Source organism: Pseudomonas sp. efr-133-TYG-103a (genome assembly GCF_030209235.1).
Lineage (GTDB): Bacteria > Pseudomonadota > Gammaproteobacteria > Pseudomonadales > Pseudomonadaceae > Aquipseudomonas.
Window position 1 is genome coordinate 30,252 of the sequence record NZ_JARVSK010000032.1, and the last position, 14,337, is coordinate 44,588.

The 14,337-nt window shown below is 60.5% G+C and carries 16 protein-coding genes; 14 read left to right on the forward strand and 2 right to left on the reverse strand.

Going from position 1 to position 14,337, the window contains the following annotated elements; genetic code table 11:
* Positions 1-11 precede the first annotated feature (11 nt).
* From rpmA to QRN36_RS23350, 4 genes are all read left to right on the forward strand, one after another.
* On the forward strand, positions 12-284 hold the full coding sequence (gene rpmA, locus QRN36_RS23335) for a 50S ribosomal protein L27 (RefSeq protein ID WP_093464730.1): 273 nt from the start codon (positions 12-14) through the stop codon (positions 282-284).
* Between the two features lie 213 nt (positions 285-497).
* Positions 498-1,721 carry an Obg family GTPase CgtA gene (gene cgtA, locus QRN36_RS23340; protein WP_285426219.1) on the forward strand — a complete coding sequence of 408 codons (1,224 nt, stop codon included), beginning with the start codon at positions 498-500 and terminating at the stop codon, positions 1,719-1,721.
* An 85-nt stretch (positions 1,722-1,806) separates the two neighbouring features.
* Positions 1,807-2,925 (forward strand): glutamate 5-kinase, encoded by a 1,119-nt coding sequence (proB, locus tag QRN36_RS23345; protein WP_285426220.1) that lies wholly within the window; start codon positions 1,807-1,809, stop codon positions 2,923-2,925.
* A gap of 28 nt (positions 2,926-2,953) precedes the next feature.
* Positions 2,954-3,424 (forward strand): CreA family protein, encoded by a 471-nt coding sequence (locus QRN36_RS23350; RefSeq protein ID WP_285426221.1) that lies wholly within the window; start codon positions 2,954-2,956, stop codon positions 3,422-3,424.
* A gap of 175 nt (positions 3,425-3,599) precedes the next feature.
* Here QRN36_RS23350 and rpsT read toward each other — a convergent pair whose 3' ends face one another.
* Positions 3,600-3,878, reverse strand: coding sequence for a 30S ribosomal protein S20 (rpsT, locus tag QRN36_RS23355; RefSeq protein ID WP_007924739.1), 279 nt, complete (start codon positions 3,876-3,878; stop codon positions 3,600-3,602).
* 250 nt (positions 3,879-4,128) lie between these two features.
* Here rpsT and murJ point away from each other — a divergent pair, with 250 nt between their 5' ends.
* From murJ to ispH, 6 genes are all read left to right on the forward strand, one after another.
* Positions 4,129-5,673, forward strand: coding sequence for a murein biosynthesis integral membrane protein MurJ (gene murJ, locus QRN36_RS23360; protein WP_285426222.1), 1,545 nt, complete (start codon positions 4,129-4,131; stop codon positions 5,671-5,673).
* 118 nt (positions 5,674-5,791) lie between these two features.
* Positions 5,792-6,727 carry a bifunctional riboflavin kinase/FAD synthetase gene (ribF, locus tag QRN36_RS23365; RefSeq protein ID WP_093464716.1) on the forward strand — a complete coding sequence of 312 codons (936 nt, stop codon included), beginning with the start codon at positions 5,792-5,794 and terminating at the stop codon, positions 6,725-6,727.
* Positions 6,728-6,740: 13 nt separating this feature from the next.
* Positions 6,741-9,572 carry an isoleucine--tRNA ligase gene (ileS, locus tag QRN36_RS23370; RefSeq protein WP_285426223.1) on the forward strand — a complete coding sequence of 944 codons (2,832 nt, stop codon included), beginning with the start codon at positions 6,741-6,743 and terminating at the stop codon, positions 9,570-9,572.
* Positions 9,565-10,077, forward strand: a complete 513-nt coding sequence (gene lspA, locus QRN36_RS23375) for a signal peptidase II (RefSeq protein WP_285426224.1) — start codon at positions 9,565-9,567, stop codon at positions 10,075-10,077. Before ileS ends, lspA begins: the two co-directional genes overlap by 8 nt.
* On the forward strand, positions 10,070-10,537 hold the full coding sequence (gene fkpB / locus QRN36_RS23380) for an FKBP-type peptidyl-prolyl cis-trans isomerase (RefSeq protein ID WP_285426225.1): 468 nt from the start codon (positions 10,070-10,072) through the stop codon (positions 10,535-10,537). The genes lspA and fkpB overlap by 8 nt, the downstream gene beginning before the upstream one ends.
* Before the next feature lie 82 nt (positions 10,538-10,619).
* A complete protein-coding gene (gene ispH, locus QRN36_RS23385) occupies positions 10,620-11,567 on the forward strand; it encodes a 4-hydroxy-3-methylbut-2-enyl diphosphate reductase (protein ID WP_093464704.1) in 948 nt (315 codons plus the stop codon).
* A gap of 6 nt (positions 11,568-11,573) precedes the next feature.
* Here ispH and QRN36_RS23390 read toward each other — a convergent pair whose 3' ends face one another.
* Positions 11,574-12,077 carry a GspH/FimT family pseudopilin gene (locus QRN36_RS23390; RefSeq protein ID WP_285426226.1) on the reverse strand — a complete coding sequence of 168 codons (504 nt, stop codon included), beginning with the start codon at positions 12,075-12,077 and terminating at the stop codon, positions 11,574-11,576.
* A 168-nt stretch (positions 12,078-12,245) separates the two neighbouring features.
* Here QRN36_RS23390 and pilV point away from each other — a divergent pair, with 168 nt between their 5' ends.
* From pilV to QRN36_RS23410, 4 genes are read left to right on the forward strand one after another with little or no spacing between them, the layout of a single operon-like run.
* Entirely contained in the window at positions 12,246-12,701 is a 456-nt protein-coding gene (pilV, locus tag QRN36_RS23395) for a type IV pilus modification protein PilV (RefSeq protein WP_285426227.1), read from the forward strand.
* Entirely contained in the window at positions 12,698-13,399 is a 702-nt protein-coding gene (locus QRN36_RS23400; protein ID WP_285426228.1) for a PilW family protein, read from the forward strand. The genes pilV and QRN36_RS23400 overlap by 4 nt, the downstream gene beginning before the upstream one ends.
* 11 nt (positions 13,400-13,410) lie before the next feature.
* Complete coding sequence (locus tag QRN36_RS23405; protein ID WP_285426229.1) at positions 13,411-13,899, forward strand: PilX N-terminal domain-containing pilus assembly protein; 489 nt, start codon at positions 13,411-13,413, stop codon at positions 13,897-13,899.
* An 11-nt stretch (positions 13,900-13,910) separates the two neighbouring features.
* Positions 13,911-14,333: a type IV pilin protein gene (locus QRN36_RS23410; RefSeq protein ID WP_093464692.1), complete on the forward strand. Its 423-nt coding sequence runs from the start codon at positions 13,911-13,913 to the stop codon at positions 14,331-14,333.
* Positions 14,334-14,337 lie beyond the last annotated feature (4 nt).

Here is a 14,337-nt window from a genome sequence, read left to right on the forward strand (position 1 = left end):
GTATTGAACTCATGGCACACAAAAAAGCTGGTGGTAGTACCCGTAACGGTCGCGACTCAGAAGCCAAACGCCTTGGCGTGAAGATGTATGGCGGCCAGGTAATCGTTCCGGGCAACATCATCGTGCGTCAGCGCGGCACCCAATTCCACGCTGGCTACGGCGTTGGTATGGGCAAGGATCACACCCTGTTCGCTAAAGTCGAAGGCGTGATCAAGTTCGAAGTTAAAGGCGCCTTCGGTCGCCGCTACGTAAGCATCGTGCCAAAGGCTCAAGCCGCGGCATAATCTTGCGTTAGCAGATCAAGCCCTGTCTCGCGACAGGGCTTTTTCGTTTGTAGGGACTGTGCAAAATTGGTTGGGTGAGTCTCTTGCAAAGCTGTTTGTGTGGGCCGTTGTGGTGTGAAGCGCTGGTTTTTGATCGGTACCGCAACGCTCATCTTTGCAAGAGCCTTATGAATTTATGTTGTTTGCTCGTCTTTGTGACGGGAGGCGTGCGTTATGAAATTTGTTGATGAAGTATCCATTCGGGTGAAAGCCGGTGACGGCGGCAACGGTTGCATGAGCTTCCGTCGCGAAAAATTCATCGAAAACGGTGGCCCGAACGGCGGTGATGGTGGTGACGGCGGCTCGATCTACATGGTCGCCGATGAGAACCTCAACACGTTGGTTGATTATCGCTACACCCGTCACTTCGATGCGGAGCGTGGCTCCAATGGTGGCAGCACCGATTGCACCGGTCGCAAAGGTGAAGACCTGATCCTGCGCGTGCCGGTCGGCACGACCGTGATCGATGCCAGCACCCAGGAAATCATCGGTGACCTGACCAAAGCCGGTCAGCGTCTGCTGGTGGTGCAGGGCGGTTGGCACGGCCTGGGTAACACCCGCTTCAAATCCAGTACCAATCGCGCGCCGCGTCAGACCACGCCGGGCAAGCCGGGCGAGCAGCGTGACCTGAAACTGGAAATGAAAGTGCTGGCGGACGTCGGCCTGCTGGGCTTGCCGAACGCAGGCAAAAGTACTTTCATTCGTTCGGTCTCGGCCGCCAAGCCGAAGGTTGCCGACTATCCGTTCACCACGCTGGTGCCGAACCTGGGTGTGGTCAGTGTCGATCGCTGGAAAAGCTTCGTGATCGCCGACATTCCGGGGCTGATCGAGGGTGCGTCCGATGGCGCAGGCCTGGGTATTCGCTTCCTCAAGCACCTGGCGCGTACTCGCCTGTTGCTGCACCTCGTCGACATGGCGCCGCTGGACGAGTCCGATCCGGCCGATGCTGCCGAGGTCATCGTCAACGAGCTGGTCAAGTTCAGCCCGGGGCTGTCGGATCGCGATCGCTGGCTGGTGCTGAACAAGTGCGACATGCTGCCGGAAGATCAGCATGAAGCGGTCAAGGCGCAGATTGTCGAGCGTCTGCAATGGACTGGCCCGGTGTACATGATTTCGGCAATTGCCAAACAGGGTACCGAGCGTCTGAGCCACGACATCATGCGTTACCTCGAAGATCGCGCCGACCGTCTGGCCAATGATCCGGCCTACGCCGAAGAGCTGGCCGAACTGGATCAGCGTATCGAAGACGAGGCTCGTGCTCAGCTGCAAGCGCTGGACGACAAGCGTGCACTGCGCCGCAGTGGCGTGAAGAGCGTGCACGACATGGGCGATGACGATTGGGATGATGATTTCGAGGACGATGAAGATGGTCCGGAAATCATTTACGTCCGTGAATGATCGAGTGAAGTAAACTACAACGCCGCTTTGATAGCGGCGTTTTAGTATGTCGAATTCGGATTCTCTGGCTTAAGGTTGAAAGATCATGCGGAGCAAGGTGACAGGTGCCCAGCGTTGGGTTGTCAAGATCGGAAGTGCGCTGCTGACGGCGGACGGCAAGGGTCTGGACCGCAACGCGATGGGTGTTTGGGTCGAGCAGATGGTGGCGCTGCACGAGGCGGGCGTCGAACTGGTTCTGGTCTCCTCCGGCGCGGTGGCTGCCGGCATGAGTCGTCTGGGCTGGGCTGCACGACCGAGTGCCATGCATGAGCTTCAGGCGGCTGCGGCTATCGGTCAGATGGGCTTGGTGCAGGCGTGGGAGTCCAGCTTTGCGGAATACCAGCGCCATACGGCGCAGATTCTCCTGACCCATGACGATCTTTCCGACCGCAAGCGCTACCTCAACGCACGCAGCACGCTGCGCACGCTGGTCGAGCTGGGTGTCGTGCCCGTGATCAACGAGAACGACACTGTCGTCACTGACGAGATTCGTTTCGGCGACAACGACACCTTGGCTGCGCTGGTCGCCAACCTGGTCGAGGCTGATCTGTTGGTCATTCTGACTGACCGCGACGGCATGTTCGACGCCGATCCTCGCAACAATCCCGAGGCACAACTGATCTACGAGGCGCGTGCCGATGATCCTGCGCTGGACGCCGTTGCCGGTGGCACTGGCGGGGCGCTGGGGCGTGGTGGCATGCAGACCAAGCTGCGTGCGGCGCGGCTGGCAGCGCGGTCAGGCGCGCACACGGTCATCGTTGGTGGCCGCATCGAGCGGGTGCTGGCGCGTCTGAAGGCTGGGGAGCGTCTGGGTACGTTGTTGTCTCCGGAGCGCGGCATGCTCGCCGCTCGTAAGCAATGGCTGGCAGGGCACCTGCAGACCCGAGGCACGCTGGTGCTCGACGATGGCGCCGTCAAGGCCCTCACCGAGAGCAATAAGAGTTTGTTGCCTGTGGGTGTGAAGATTGTGCAGGGCAGTTTCCGCCGCGGTGAAATGGTGGTGTGCGTGGCGGCCGATGGGCGAGAAATTGCGCGTGGCCTGAGCAATTACAGTGCGCTGGAAGCGCAAAAGATCATCGGTCTGCCGTCCGATGCGATCGTCAAGGAGCTGGGCTACATGGCCGAGCCGGAGCTGGTTCATCGCGACAACCTGATTCTGGTCTGAATCCGGTCACTGATAGAAGGAAGTTGTGATGCGAGCGCTGAAAGGGATGGTGGGTGCATTGTTGATGCTGCCCTTGCTGGCATCGGCCGAAGAGATCGGTCAGGTGTCGACGGTTTTCAAGTTTGTCGGGCCGAATGACCGGATCGTCGTCGAGGCATTCGACGATCCCAAGGTGGACGGGGTGACGTGCTACCTGTCCCGCGCCAAGACCGGCGGGCTCAAAGGTGGCCTGGGTCTGGCGGAAGATCGGGCCGAGGCGTCCATCGCCTGTCGCCAGGTTGGGCCGATTCACTTCAGGGAAGAGCTCAAGGATGGCGATGAGGTCTTCAAAGAGCGCACATCGCTGGTCTTCAAGACCATGCAGGTGGTGCGTTTCCTGGACAAGAAGCGCAATACGCTGGTGTACCTCGTTTACAGCGATCGTGTGATCGAGGGTAGTCCACAGAATGCCGTGACGGCAATTCCGATTCTTCCGTGGTCCCCAGCGCCCGCGCCTTGATGGCGTGCTCGAATGGAGGCCGCGGCTTGCATCAACAGCTGGCTGGGGCCTTCGGGCCTGGCGCAGGCAAGTCGCGTTTCTCCATGTGTTGCAACAAGTCATGAGCTGAACAGACGCAAGAATCGCAGGCAATAAAAAACCGACCCTGAGGTCGGTTTTTTAACAAGCGGGTCGCTTAGGCTGCAGCAGCAAGGTTCAGAGCCTTGATGTGGCCATTCAGGCGGCCTTTATGGCGAGCAGCTTTGTTCTTGTGGATGATGCCTTTATCGGCCATACGGTCGATAACTGGCACGGCCAGAACATAAGCAGCTTGCGCTTTTTCAGCGTCTTTTGCGTCGATGGCTTTGACTACGTTCTTGATGTAGGTACGAACCATGGAACGCAGGCTGGCGTTGTGGCTGCGACGCTTCTCAGCCTGTTTTGCACGTTTTTTGGCGGAAGGTGAGTTGGCCACCGTCGAGCTCCTCGAAAGACTTGGGAAATAGCTAACAAAATAGGCCGCGAATCATGCCGATGAGTTTGATGCTTGTCAAGGGCAGTTGATGCGTTCCGCTGAGTGGTCGCAGTGTGATGCCGAGGTGATTTCTTTCCGGCGTACGACCTGTAAACTCGCGGTTTTTGGCTCAGTGCTGTTTTGCGGCGCGGAGTATCGCATAAATGGATCGCGCTTTGGCGCTTCCTTTGGTCGGGCGCACAACCTTTAGATGAACCTACTCAAATCGCTAGCCGCCGTCAGCTCCATCACAATGCTTTCGCGGGTGCTGGGCTTTGTCCGCGACACGATCATCGCCCGGGCGTTTGGCGCCGGAATGGCGACCGATGCCTTCTTCATCGCCTTCAAACTGCCCAACCTGTTGCGCCGGATTTTCGCCGAAGGCGCCTTCTCGCAGGCGTTCGTGCCCATTCTGGCGGAATATAAAAGCCAGCAGGGCGAGGAGGCCACTCGCACCTTTGTCGCGTACGTCACGGGGATGCTGACCCTGGCGCTGGCGCTGGTCACGGTGTTGGGCATCATTTTCGCACCGTGGGTCATCTGGGCGACTGCGCCCGGCTTTGCCGACACCCCCGAAAAGTTTCAGCTGACGTCCGACCTGCTGCGCGTGACGTTTCCTTATATATTGCTGATTTCGCTGTCCTCGCTGGCCGGCGCCATCCTGAATACCTGGAATCGCTTCTCGGTCCCTGCGTTCGTGCCGACGCTGCTGAACTTGGCGATGATCTTCTTTGCGCTGTTCCTGACCCCGTATTTCAATCCGCCGGTCATGACCCTGGGCTGGGCCGTGCTGGCGGGCGGATTGCTTCAACTGCTTTATCAACTGCCGCATTTGAAGAAAATCGGAATGCTCGTTCTGCCGCGCATCAACCTGCGCGATACCGGCGTGTGGCGGGTGATGAAGCAGATGCTGCCGGCGATGCTCGGCGTGTCAGTCAGTCAGATATCGTTGATCATCAATACGATTTTCGCGTCGTTTCTCGTGGCCGGTTCCGTGTCGTGGATGTATTACGCCGACCGTTTGATGGAGCTGCCATCGGGCGTGCTGGGTGTTGCGCTAGGTACGATTCTGCTGCCGATTCTTTCCAAGACCTACGCCAGCAAGGATCGCCATGAATACTCGCGGATTCTGGACTGGGGGCTGCGCCTGTGCTTCCTGCTGGTGCTGCCGTGTACGCTGGCGTTGGGCCTGCTCGCCGAGCCGCTGACCGTTTCGCTGTTTCAGTACGGCAAATTCGATGGCGAAGACGCGGCGATGACTCAGCGGGCGCTGGTGGCTTATTCGGTCGGCTTGCTCGGTATCATCGTGATCAAAGTCCTCGCGCCGGGCTTTTATGCGCAGCAGAATATTCGCACGCCCGTGAAGATCGCGATCTTCACCCTCATCGTGACCCAGTTGTTCAACGTGCTGTTCGTCTACGTCATTCACCTGGCCCACGCCGGTCTGGCGCTGGCGATCAGCATGGGGGCCTGCCTCAATGCAGCGCTGTTGTTCTGGCAATTGCGTCGGCAGGATCTGTTCCAGCCGCAGCCAGGCTGGGCGATTTTCCTGACCAAACTGGTCGTTGCGGTGTCGGTGATGTCTGCCGTGCTGCTGGGGCTGATGCAGGTGATGCCTTCCTGGTCAGACGGGCAGATGCTCCAGCGCTTCCTGCGGCTGGGCGCGCTGGTGGCCGCCGGGATCGGTGCGTATTTCGGAACATTGCTGCTGTTGGGTTTCCGTCTCAGGCATTTCGCCCGCAAGGCGATCTTCTAGGATCAGTCGTCGGTTTTTGCCGGTTAACGTCGATTGTTGCGGTTTGCCCGGATCTGTCGCCTGTCGTTGACGACGGTGTGTGGTTATAATCGGCCACTTTATGAGCAAGAAGCGCGTTATGCAGCTGGTTCGAGGCCTTCACAATCTGCGCCCCCAGCATCGGGGCTGCGTCGCCACCATTGGCAATTTCGACGGTGTTCACCGTGGTCACCAGGCTATTCTGGCGCGACTGCGTGAGCGTGCCGTGGAGTTGGGCCTGCCCAGTTGCGTGGTGATCTTCGAACCGCAGCCGCGTGAGTTCTTCGCGCCCGAGACCGCTCCTGCGCGTCTGGCCCGGCTGCGTGACAAGCTCGATCTGCTCGCCGCCGAGGGCGTCGATCTGGTGCTGTGTCTGGCATTCAACCAGCGCCTGAGCAAGCTCAGCGCCGCCGAGTTCGTCGACACGGTGCTGATAGACGGCCTGGGCGTGAAACACCTGGAAGTGGGTGACGACTTCCGATTTGGCTGTGATCGGGTCGGCGATTTCGACTTTCTGATGAAGGTCGGCGCGCAAAAGGGATTCACCGTCGAAGCGGCGCAGACCGTGGAGATCGACGGCGGCCGTGTCAGCAGCACTCAGGTCCGCAACGCCCTGGCTGCCGCCGATTTCGCGTTGGCCGCGCGTCTGTTGGGCCGACCGTTCGAGATTTCCGGACGTGTGCTGCATGGGCAGAAACTGGCGCGCCAGTTGGGCACGCCTACAGCCAACGTGCAATTGAAGCGTCGTCGCGTGCCGTTGACCGGTGTGTATCTGGTCAGTGCCGAAATCGACGGCAAGGTATGGCCCGGCGTCGCCAACATCGGCGTGCGCCCGACCGTGGCAGGGGACGGACGTCCTCACCTTGAGATTCACCTTCTGGATTTTGCCGGCGATATCTATGGCCGGCGTTTGACGGTGGTATTCCACCAAAAGCTGCGTGATGAGCAGCGTTTCGCCTCCCTTGAGGCGCTGAAGACGGCGATCGATGCGGATGTCGCTGCCGCCCGTGCCCATTGGGGCATGGTCAACCGCTAACTTAGAGCTTGAAATGACCGACTACAAAGCCACGCTTAATCTTCCGGACACCGCCTTCCCGATGAAGGCCGGCCTGCCCCAGCGCGAGCCGCAAACTCTGCAGCGCTGGGACAGCATTGGCCTGTACCAGAAGCTGCGTGAAATTGGCAAGGATCGTCCAAAGTTCGTCTTGCACGACGGCCCTCCGTACGCCAACGGCAATATCCACATCGGTCATGCGGTCAACAAGATTCTCAAGGACATGATCGTCCGTTCGAAGACCCTTTCGGGCTTCGACGCGCCTTATGTTCCGGGTTGGGACTGCCACGGTCTGCCGATCGAGCACAAGGTCGAGGTCACCCACGGCAAGAACCTGCCTGCGGACAAGACCCGCGAGCTGTGCCGTGCTTACGCGGCCGAACAGATCGAAGGCCAGAAGTCCGAGTTCATCCGTCTGGGTGTGCTGGGCGACTGGGCCAATCCGTACCGCACCATGGACTTCGCCAACGAAGCCGGAGAAATCCGTGCGCTGGCGGAAATGGTCAAGCACGGTTTCGTGTTCAAGGGCCTGAAGCCCGTCAACTGGTGCTTCGACTGCGCGTCGGCACTGGCCGAAGCCGAAGTCGAATATCAGGACAAGAAGTCGTCGACCATCGACGTTGCCTTCCCGATTGCAGACGCCGACAAGCTCGCCGCCGCGTTCGGCCTGCCGAGCCTGAGCAAACCTGCCGCTATCGTGATCTGGACCACCACCCCGTGGACCATCCCGGCGAACCAGGCGCTCAACGTCCATCCCGAGTTCAGCTACGCGCTGGTCGACATCGGTGAGCGCCTGCTGGTGCTGGCCGAAGAGCTGGTCGAAGCCTGCCTCAAGCGCTGGAACCTCGAAGGCACGGTGCTGGCCACCGCTGCGGGTTCGGCCCTGGAACTGATCAATTTCCGCCACCCGTTCTACGATCGTCTGTCGCCGGTGTATCTGGCTGAATACGTCGAACTGGGCGCCGGCACAGGCGTGGTGCATTCCGCGCCCGCCTACGGCGAAGACGACTTCGTGACCTGCAAGCGCTACGGCATGGTCAACGACGACATCCTGACCCCGGTTCAGAGCAATGGCGTCTACGCGCAATCGCTCGAGTTCTTCGGCGGCCAGTTCATCTGGAAAGCCAACCCGGCCATCATCGAAAAACTGCAGGAAGTCGGTTCGCTGCTGCATACCGAAACCATTTCCCACAGTTACATGCATTGCTGGCGCCACAAAACTCCGCTGATCTACCGCGCCACTGCGCAGTGGTTCGTGGGCATGGACAAACAGCCGACTTCGGGCGACACGCTGCGCAACCGCGCAGTCAAGGCCATCGAGGAAACCAGGTTCGTGCCGGCCTGGGGCCAGGCGCGTCTGCATTCGATGATCGCCAACCGTCCGGACTGGTGCATCTCCCGTCAGCGCAACTGGGGCGTGCCGATCCCGTTCTTCCTGAACAAGGAGAGCGGCGAGCTGCACCCACGCACCGTCGAGCTGATGGAAGAAGTCGCCAAGCGCGTCGAGAACGAAGGCATCGAAGCCTGGTTCAAGATGGACGCCGCTGAACTGCTGGGCGACGAAGCCTCGCAGTACGACAAGATTTCCGACACCCTGGACGTCTGGTTCGATTCGGGCACCACGCACTGGCACGTTCTGCGCGGTTCGCACCCGATGGGCCATGAGACCGGTCCTCGCGCCGACCTGTATCTGGAAGGTTCGGACCAGCATCGCGGCTGGTTCCACTCTTCGCTGCTGACCGGCAGTGCGATCGACGGGCATGCACCGTATCGCGAACTGCTCACCCACGGCTTCACGGTCGACGAGAACGGCCGCAAGATGTCCAAATCGCTGGGCAACGTCATTGCGCCGCAAAAGGTCAACGACACGCTGGGCGCCGACATCATGCGTCTGTGGGTATCGGCCACCGATTACTCGGGCGAAATGGCCGTGTCGGAAACCATCCTGCAGCGCAGCGCCGATGCATACCGTCGTATCCGCAACACTGCACGTTTCCTGCTCTCGAACCTGACCGGTTTCAATCCGGCCACCGACCTGCTGCCTGCCGATGAGATGCTGGCGCTGGATCGCTGGGCGGTGGATCGCACCCTGTTGCTGCAGCGTGAGCTGGAAGAGCATTACAGCGAATACCGCTTCTGGAACGTCTATTCCAAAGTGCACAACTTCTGCGTGCAGGAGCTGGGCGGCTTTTATCTGGACATCATCAAGGACCGCCAGTACACCACCGGCGCCGACAGCAAGGCGCGTCGTTCCTGCCAGACCGCGCTGTTCCATATCTCCGAAGCGCTGGTGCGCTGGATCGCGCCGATCCTGGCATTCACTGCGGACGAGCTGTGGCAATACATGCCGGGCGAGCGCAACGAGTCGGTCATGCTCAACACCTGGTATGAAGGCCTGAGCGAGCTGCCGGAAGGCTTCGAGCTGGACCGCGCCTACTGGGATCGGATCATGGCAATCAAGACCGCGGTCAACAAGGAACTGGAAAACCAGCGGGCGGCGAAAGCCATCGGTGGCAATCTGCAGGCTGAAGTGACCCTTTACGCCGAAGATGACCTGACCGCCGATCTGGGCAAACTCGGTGACGAACTGCGTTTCGTGCTGATCACCTCCAAGGCCAGCGTTGCTCCGTTCGTCAGCGCACCGGCCGATGCCGTGGTCACAGAAGTGGCCGGCTTGAAGCTCAAAGTGGTCAAGTCCGGTTACACCAAGTGCGCACGTTGCTGGCACTTCCGCGAGGACGTCGGCGTTCACGCCGAGCATCCGGAAATCTGCGGTCGTTGTGTCGACAACATCAGCGGCGCTGGCGAGGTCCGTCACTATGCCTAACGCGTCGGCTGGCCGTATGGGCCGCTTGAGCTGGCTGTGGTTGAGCGTGCTGGTCGTGGTCATTGACCAGGCCAGTAAGTTCTACTTCGAGAACCGCCTGGAGCTGTATGAGCAGATCGTCATCCTTCCTGATTACTTCAGCTGGATGCTGGCTTACAACACGGGCGCTGCGTTCAGTTTTCTGGCCGACAGTTCCGGCTGGCAGCGCTGGCTGTTTGCGCTGATCGCCGTGGTGGTGAGCATTGTGCTGGTCGTCTGGCTCAAGCGCCTGGGGCGTCACGAGACCTGGCTTGCGATTGCCCTTGCCCTCGTACTGGGCGGAGCGCTCGGCAATCTTTACGACCGGATCTTCATCGGCCACGTCATAGACTTCATCTTCGTGCATTGGAAAGAACACGGCTTCCCGGCCTTCAATGTCGCGGACAGCGCCATCACCGTCGGCGCGATCATGCTTGCTCTGGACATGTTCAAGAGCAAGAAAACTGGAGAAACCGTCAATGACTGAACAGTCGATGACCGACAACGCTGCACAGGAAACACGCATCGGTCAGAACACGGAAGTCACCCTGCATTTCGCGCTGCACCTAGAGAATGGCGACACGGTCGACAGTACGTTCGACAAGGCGCCGGCCACCTTCAAAGTCGGCGATGGCAGCCTGCTGCCTGGCTTCGAGGCGCTCATCTTCGGCTTCAAGGCCGGCGACAAGCGCACCCTCCAGGTCCAGCCGGAAAACGCCTTCGGTCAGCCCAACCCGCAGAACGTGCAGATCATGCCTCGCTCGCAGTTCCAGAACATGGAGCTGGCCGAAGGGCTGCTGGTTATCTTCAACGATGCGGCCAATACTGAATTGCCAGGTGTGGTGAAAACGTTCGACGATGAGCAGGTCACCGTCGATTTCAACCATCCGCTGTCCGGCAAAACGTTGACCTTCGAAGTGGAAATCTTCGAGGTGAGGGCGCTCTGAGACATCAGGGAGTCTGTGGCCCCGACATGGCTCGGGGCCTTTTCGTTTTTATGTTTCATTGCGCGTAGATACGAGGCACATCATGCAAATCAAGCTCGCCAACCCACGTGGATTCTGTGCCGGGGTGGACCGTGCGATCGAAATCGTCAATCGCGCGCTGGAAGTGTTTGGCCCGCCGATCTACGTGCGTCATGAAGTGGTTCATAACAAATTCGTCGTCGAAGACCTGCGCAGCCGTGGCGCGGTGTTCGTCGAAGAGCTGGATCAGGTGCCTGACGACGTCATCGTCATCTTCAGTGCCCACGGCGTGTCCCAGGCGGTGCGCAGTGAAGCCGCCGGCCGTGGCTTGAAGGTGTTCGACGCCACATGTCCACTGGTCACCAAGGTTCACATCGAGGTCGCACGCTACAGCCGTGACGGGCGCGAATGCATCCTGATCGGGCACGAAGGCCATCCTGAAGTCGAAGGCACGATGGGGCAGTACGACGCCAGCAATGGCGGTGCGATCTATCTGGTCGAGGACGAGGACGACGTCGCCAGGCTCAATGTGCGCAACCCCGAGAAACTGGCGTTCGTGACCCAGACGACGCTGTCCATGGACGACACCAGTCGGGTCATCGACGCCCTTCGGTCGCGTTTCCCGGCGATCGGCGGTCCTCGCAAGGACGACATCTGTTACGCCACCCAGAACCGTCAGGACGCGGTCAAACAACTGGCTGACGAGTGCGACGTCGTGCTGGTGGTCGGCAGTCCGAACAGCTCCAACTCCAACCGTCTTCGCGAACTGGCCGAGCGCATGGCGACTCCGGCCTATCTGATCGATGGCGCCGAAGACATGCAGCGCAGCTGGTTCGACGGTGTCGAGCGCATCGGCATCACCGCAGGTGCTTCGGCTCCGGAAGTGCTTGTGCGCGGCGTGATCCAGCAGCTGCACGAGTGGGGTGCGACAGGGGCGGACGAGCTGGCGGGACGTGAAGAAAACATCACGTTCTCCATGCCCAAGGAACTGCGCGTCAAGCAGGTTCAGTAACCAGCGTCATGCGCACGGGTCACGGGTGAAACCCTCTTTGCGCAGGTTGACCCGCCCGGTAACGGCGATCGCTACCTGATAATGGCTGGCGGCTGATTCTTTCAAGCACACCGCCAGCGTGCCGTTAGCGTTATTGAGCAAGCGCCCGGTGTTGTCGAAACCGATGCGCGTCATCACCTTGCTGTTGCCCACCACCCTTACGTTGCGCTGGCCTGCTTTCTCGGCCAGCAACGTTTCATCATCGTCGCGAAACTGATTCTGATTGTTATCCACGAAAACCTGCCAGCCTCGGCTCCAGTCATTCTCCAGTGCCTGCATGATCACCGGCTGACTGCGCACGATGGCTTCGGAGCGCGCCATTCGCAGTCCGCTCGCCAACTGATGGGCAGTGTCCTGCCGTCGCTGTGAATCGACCAGCGCGCCGAATGCGGGAACGGCAAGCGTCGCCAGAATCCCGAGCATGAGCAGTCCTGCAAGCAGCTCGATGAGCGTCAGACCTCGTTGCTTCATGTGACCGATCTCCCTGACCGTGGCGCGCCCAAGCAGACGTCACTGCCGTTGCCCTGGCAACCCTGAGGGTGTCAGCCGATATGTCCGCAAGCCGCCGTTACACATCCATCGGGCAAGTTTCCGTGTGTCGACTTCACTGGGGGCTGCACAGGGAATTGGAGGTGTTGAATGCAGGCAGCATCGAGTCAGACAGGGATGACGTTGATTGAGGTTCTGGTCGCACTGTTGGTCCTCAGCCTCGGCGTACTGGGGGGCGCGATGCTGCAGCTCGGCGCGCTCAAATATACCGACAGCTCGGCGCGCAGCCTGCAGGTCAGCTTCATTGCCCATGATTTATTCGAGCGCATCCGCGCCAACCCTGAGGGCAATTACGCGCTGGCCTCGCTGGACCAGGCCCCCGTCACCGAAAATCCTGATGTGCCTCGCGATCAGGACCTGTTCGATTTCGCCACCCAGTTGCGGCAAAGGCTCGGCGACGATGCTCAAGCCAGCATTGCGCAGCAAGGCTCGTCGGTGCGCATGACGCTGACCTGGAACGACTCCCGAGCCGGGCAGGACATGGCCGACACGCAGACCTGGACGCTGAGCAGCAGGGTTTCCGCAGAGCCGGGAGCGCGACCATGAAGGCGCGGTTGAAAGGATTCGGGCTGGTGGAAATCCTCCTGGCGCTGGTGCTGGGGCTGGTCATGTCGCTGGCCCTGATGCAGGTATTCGTCAGCGCCAAAAGCACCTACTTGAATCAGACGTCTTCGGCGGCCATGCAGGAAGATGCCCGTTTCATCCTCAGCAAAATCGTGCGGGAAATCAGCCTTGCCGGCATGTTCGGCTGCCTGTCGAACGTGACGGATGCCAGCAGCGGCGGCAGTTTTTCAGAGGCGTTTGACGAGCCGGTCAGATGGGACGCTAACCGACGTTCGCTGACGCTGGTGACTGCTGCGGTTGAAGGTGGCGGAGCCTGGCACACCTGGGTGGTGCACACGGACTGCGTGTCGGCTGCGACGGCGTATTCCAGTGGCAGGGCGCCCGGGGTGGCGGCGGGTGAGCTGGCGCTGCCAATCCGTCGACAGGTCTATCAGTTCAACAAGGCGCGTGGCGAACTGGCGCTGAACGGGCAACCCTTGATCAGTCACGTTCGTGCGTTCAGCGTGCTCTTCGGCGTGGCCCACTCCCGCGATCAGCAAAGCGTTGTGCGCTATGTGGCCGACGCCGACAGCGCCTTGATACGCAGCGTACGCCTGACGCTCACGCTGTTCGACCCCGACGCCCGGATGCCGGAGCAGACCTTCAGCGTGGTTGCGGCTGTTCGCAACCGGCTTGGGTGAGCGGCTTGAAGATGCGTGCCCAACGGGGCGTCGTGTTGATCGTCAGTCTGGTGTTTCTGCTGATGCTGACGCTGTTGGCGACGTCGTCGATGCAGAACGCCACGCTTCAGGAGAAGGTCGCGGGCAGCCTCAGACTGAACATCGCCTCGTTCCAGTCCGCCGAAGCAATCCTGCGGATTGCCGAGGCCACGGTCACCCGACCCGGTTTCAAGCGTGAGCAATGCTCGACTGCCGCCAGCTGTCTGCCGCCGCCAGAGGCATTGACGCTGGTCAGTGGCGGTTCTGCCGGCGGGTCCGGCGTGGAGTGGATCGCGGCGAACGGCGGCTACTATGGCATTCAGCACTTAGGCAAAACTGACATTCCGGCGGGCGTGGCGCCAGGAGAAGGGCCGTGGACGTTGTACCGCGTCACCGCCGTGGGCCTTCAGGGCTCGTCGCGAACCGTGCTGGAGAGCGTGCACACCGAGCAGCGGCGCATCATGTGGCGGCAACGGCGATGAGGGGAGGCACAATGTCTGTGTGCAGCAGAGGCTTCACGTTGATCGAGCTGCTGGTGGTGGTCGCCATCATCGGAATTCTCGCCGTGGTGGCTTATCCGCAGTACAGCGAGTACAGCAAGAAGGCGCGTCGCACCGAGATCGCCGCCTTGCTGGTGGACGAAGCGCAGAAGCTTGAGCGATTTCACTCACGGGCAGGGCAGTATTCCGATGTCACGGGGCCGCCGGCTTTCAGCCACCAGCCCTCCGTGGGCAACCGGTTTTACGCCATCGAGACAGAGCGCTCCGAGCGCGCTTTCGTCCTTACGGCCCGACCGATTGCGGGCACGCCGATGGCTGGCGACCGCTGCGCGAGCTTCGTGCTGGATAACACGGGCAGGCGCGATAATGAGGGGATGTCGGGCGGTGCCAGTGTGCAGGGTTGTTGGGGGCGATGAACGA

What these genes read in the sequence shown, in the direction of transcription:
- QRN36_RS23405 (WP_285426229.1), top strand. Translation starts at nt 13,411, where the DNA reads ATGCGTGCCCAACGGGGCGTCGTGTTGATCGTCAGTCTGGTGTTTCTG.
- rpmA (WP_093464730.1), top strand. Translation starts at nt 12, where the DNA reads ATGGCACACAAAAAAGCTGGTGGTAGTACCCGTAACGGTCGCGACTCA.
- pilV (WP_285426227.1), top strand. Translation starts at nt 12,246, where the DNA reads ATGCAGGCAGCATCGAGTCAGACAGGGATGACGTTGATTGAGGTTCTG.
- proB (WP_285426220.1), top strand. Translation starts at nt 1,807, where the DNA reads ATGCGGAGCAAGGTGACAGGTGCCCAGCGTTGGGTTGTCAAGATCGGA.
- QRN36_RS23410 (WP_093464692.1), top strand. Translation starts at nt 13,911, where the DNA reads ATGTCTGTGTGCAGCAGAGGCTTCACGTTGATCGAGCTGCTGGTGGTG.
- ribF (WP_093464716.1), top strand. Translation starts at nt 5,792, where the DNA reads ATGCAGCTGGTTCGAGGCCTTCACAATCTGCGCCCCCAGCATCGGGGC.
- lspA (WP_285426224.1), top strand. Translation starts at nt 9,565, where the DNA reads ATGCCTAACGCGTCGGCTGGCCGTATGGGCCGCTTGAGCTGGCTGTGG.
- ileS (WP_285426223.1), top strand. Translation starts at nt 6,741, where the DNA reads ATGACCGACTACAAAGCCACGCTTAATCTTCCGGACACCGCCTTCCCG.
- QRN36_RS23400 (WP_285426228.1), top strand. Translation starts at nt 12,698, where the DNA reads ATGAAGGCGCGGTTGAAAGGATTCGGGCTGGTGGAAATCCTCCTGGCG.
- QRN36_RS23350 (WP_285426221.1), top strand. Translation starts at nt 2,954, where the DNA reads ATGCGAGCGCTGAAAGGGATGGTGGGTGCATTGTTGATGCTGCCCTTG.
- QRN36_RS23390 (WP_285426226.1), bottom strand. Translation starts at nt 12,077, where the DNA reads ATGAAGCAACGAGGTCTGACGCTCATCGAGCTGCTTGCAGGACTGCTC.
- ispH (WP_093464704.1), top strand. Translation starts at nt 10,620, where the DNA reads ATGCAAATCAAGCTCGCCAACCCACGTGGATTCTGTGCCGGGGTGGAC.
- cgtA (WP_285426219.1), top strand. Translation starts at nt 498, where the DNA reads ATGAAATTTGTTGATGAAGTATCCATTCGGGTGAAAGCCGGTGACGGC.
- murJ (WP_285426222.1), top strand. Translation starts at nt 4,129, where the DNA reads ATGAACCTACTCAAATCGCTAGCCGCCGTCAGCTCCATCACAATGCTT.
- fkpB (WP_285426225.1), top strand. Translation starts at nt 10,070, where the DNA reads ATGACTGAACAGTCGATGACCGACAACGCTGCACAGGAAACACGCATC.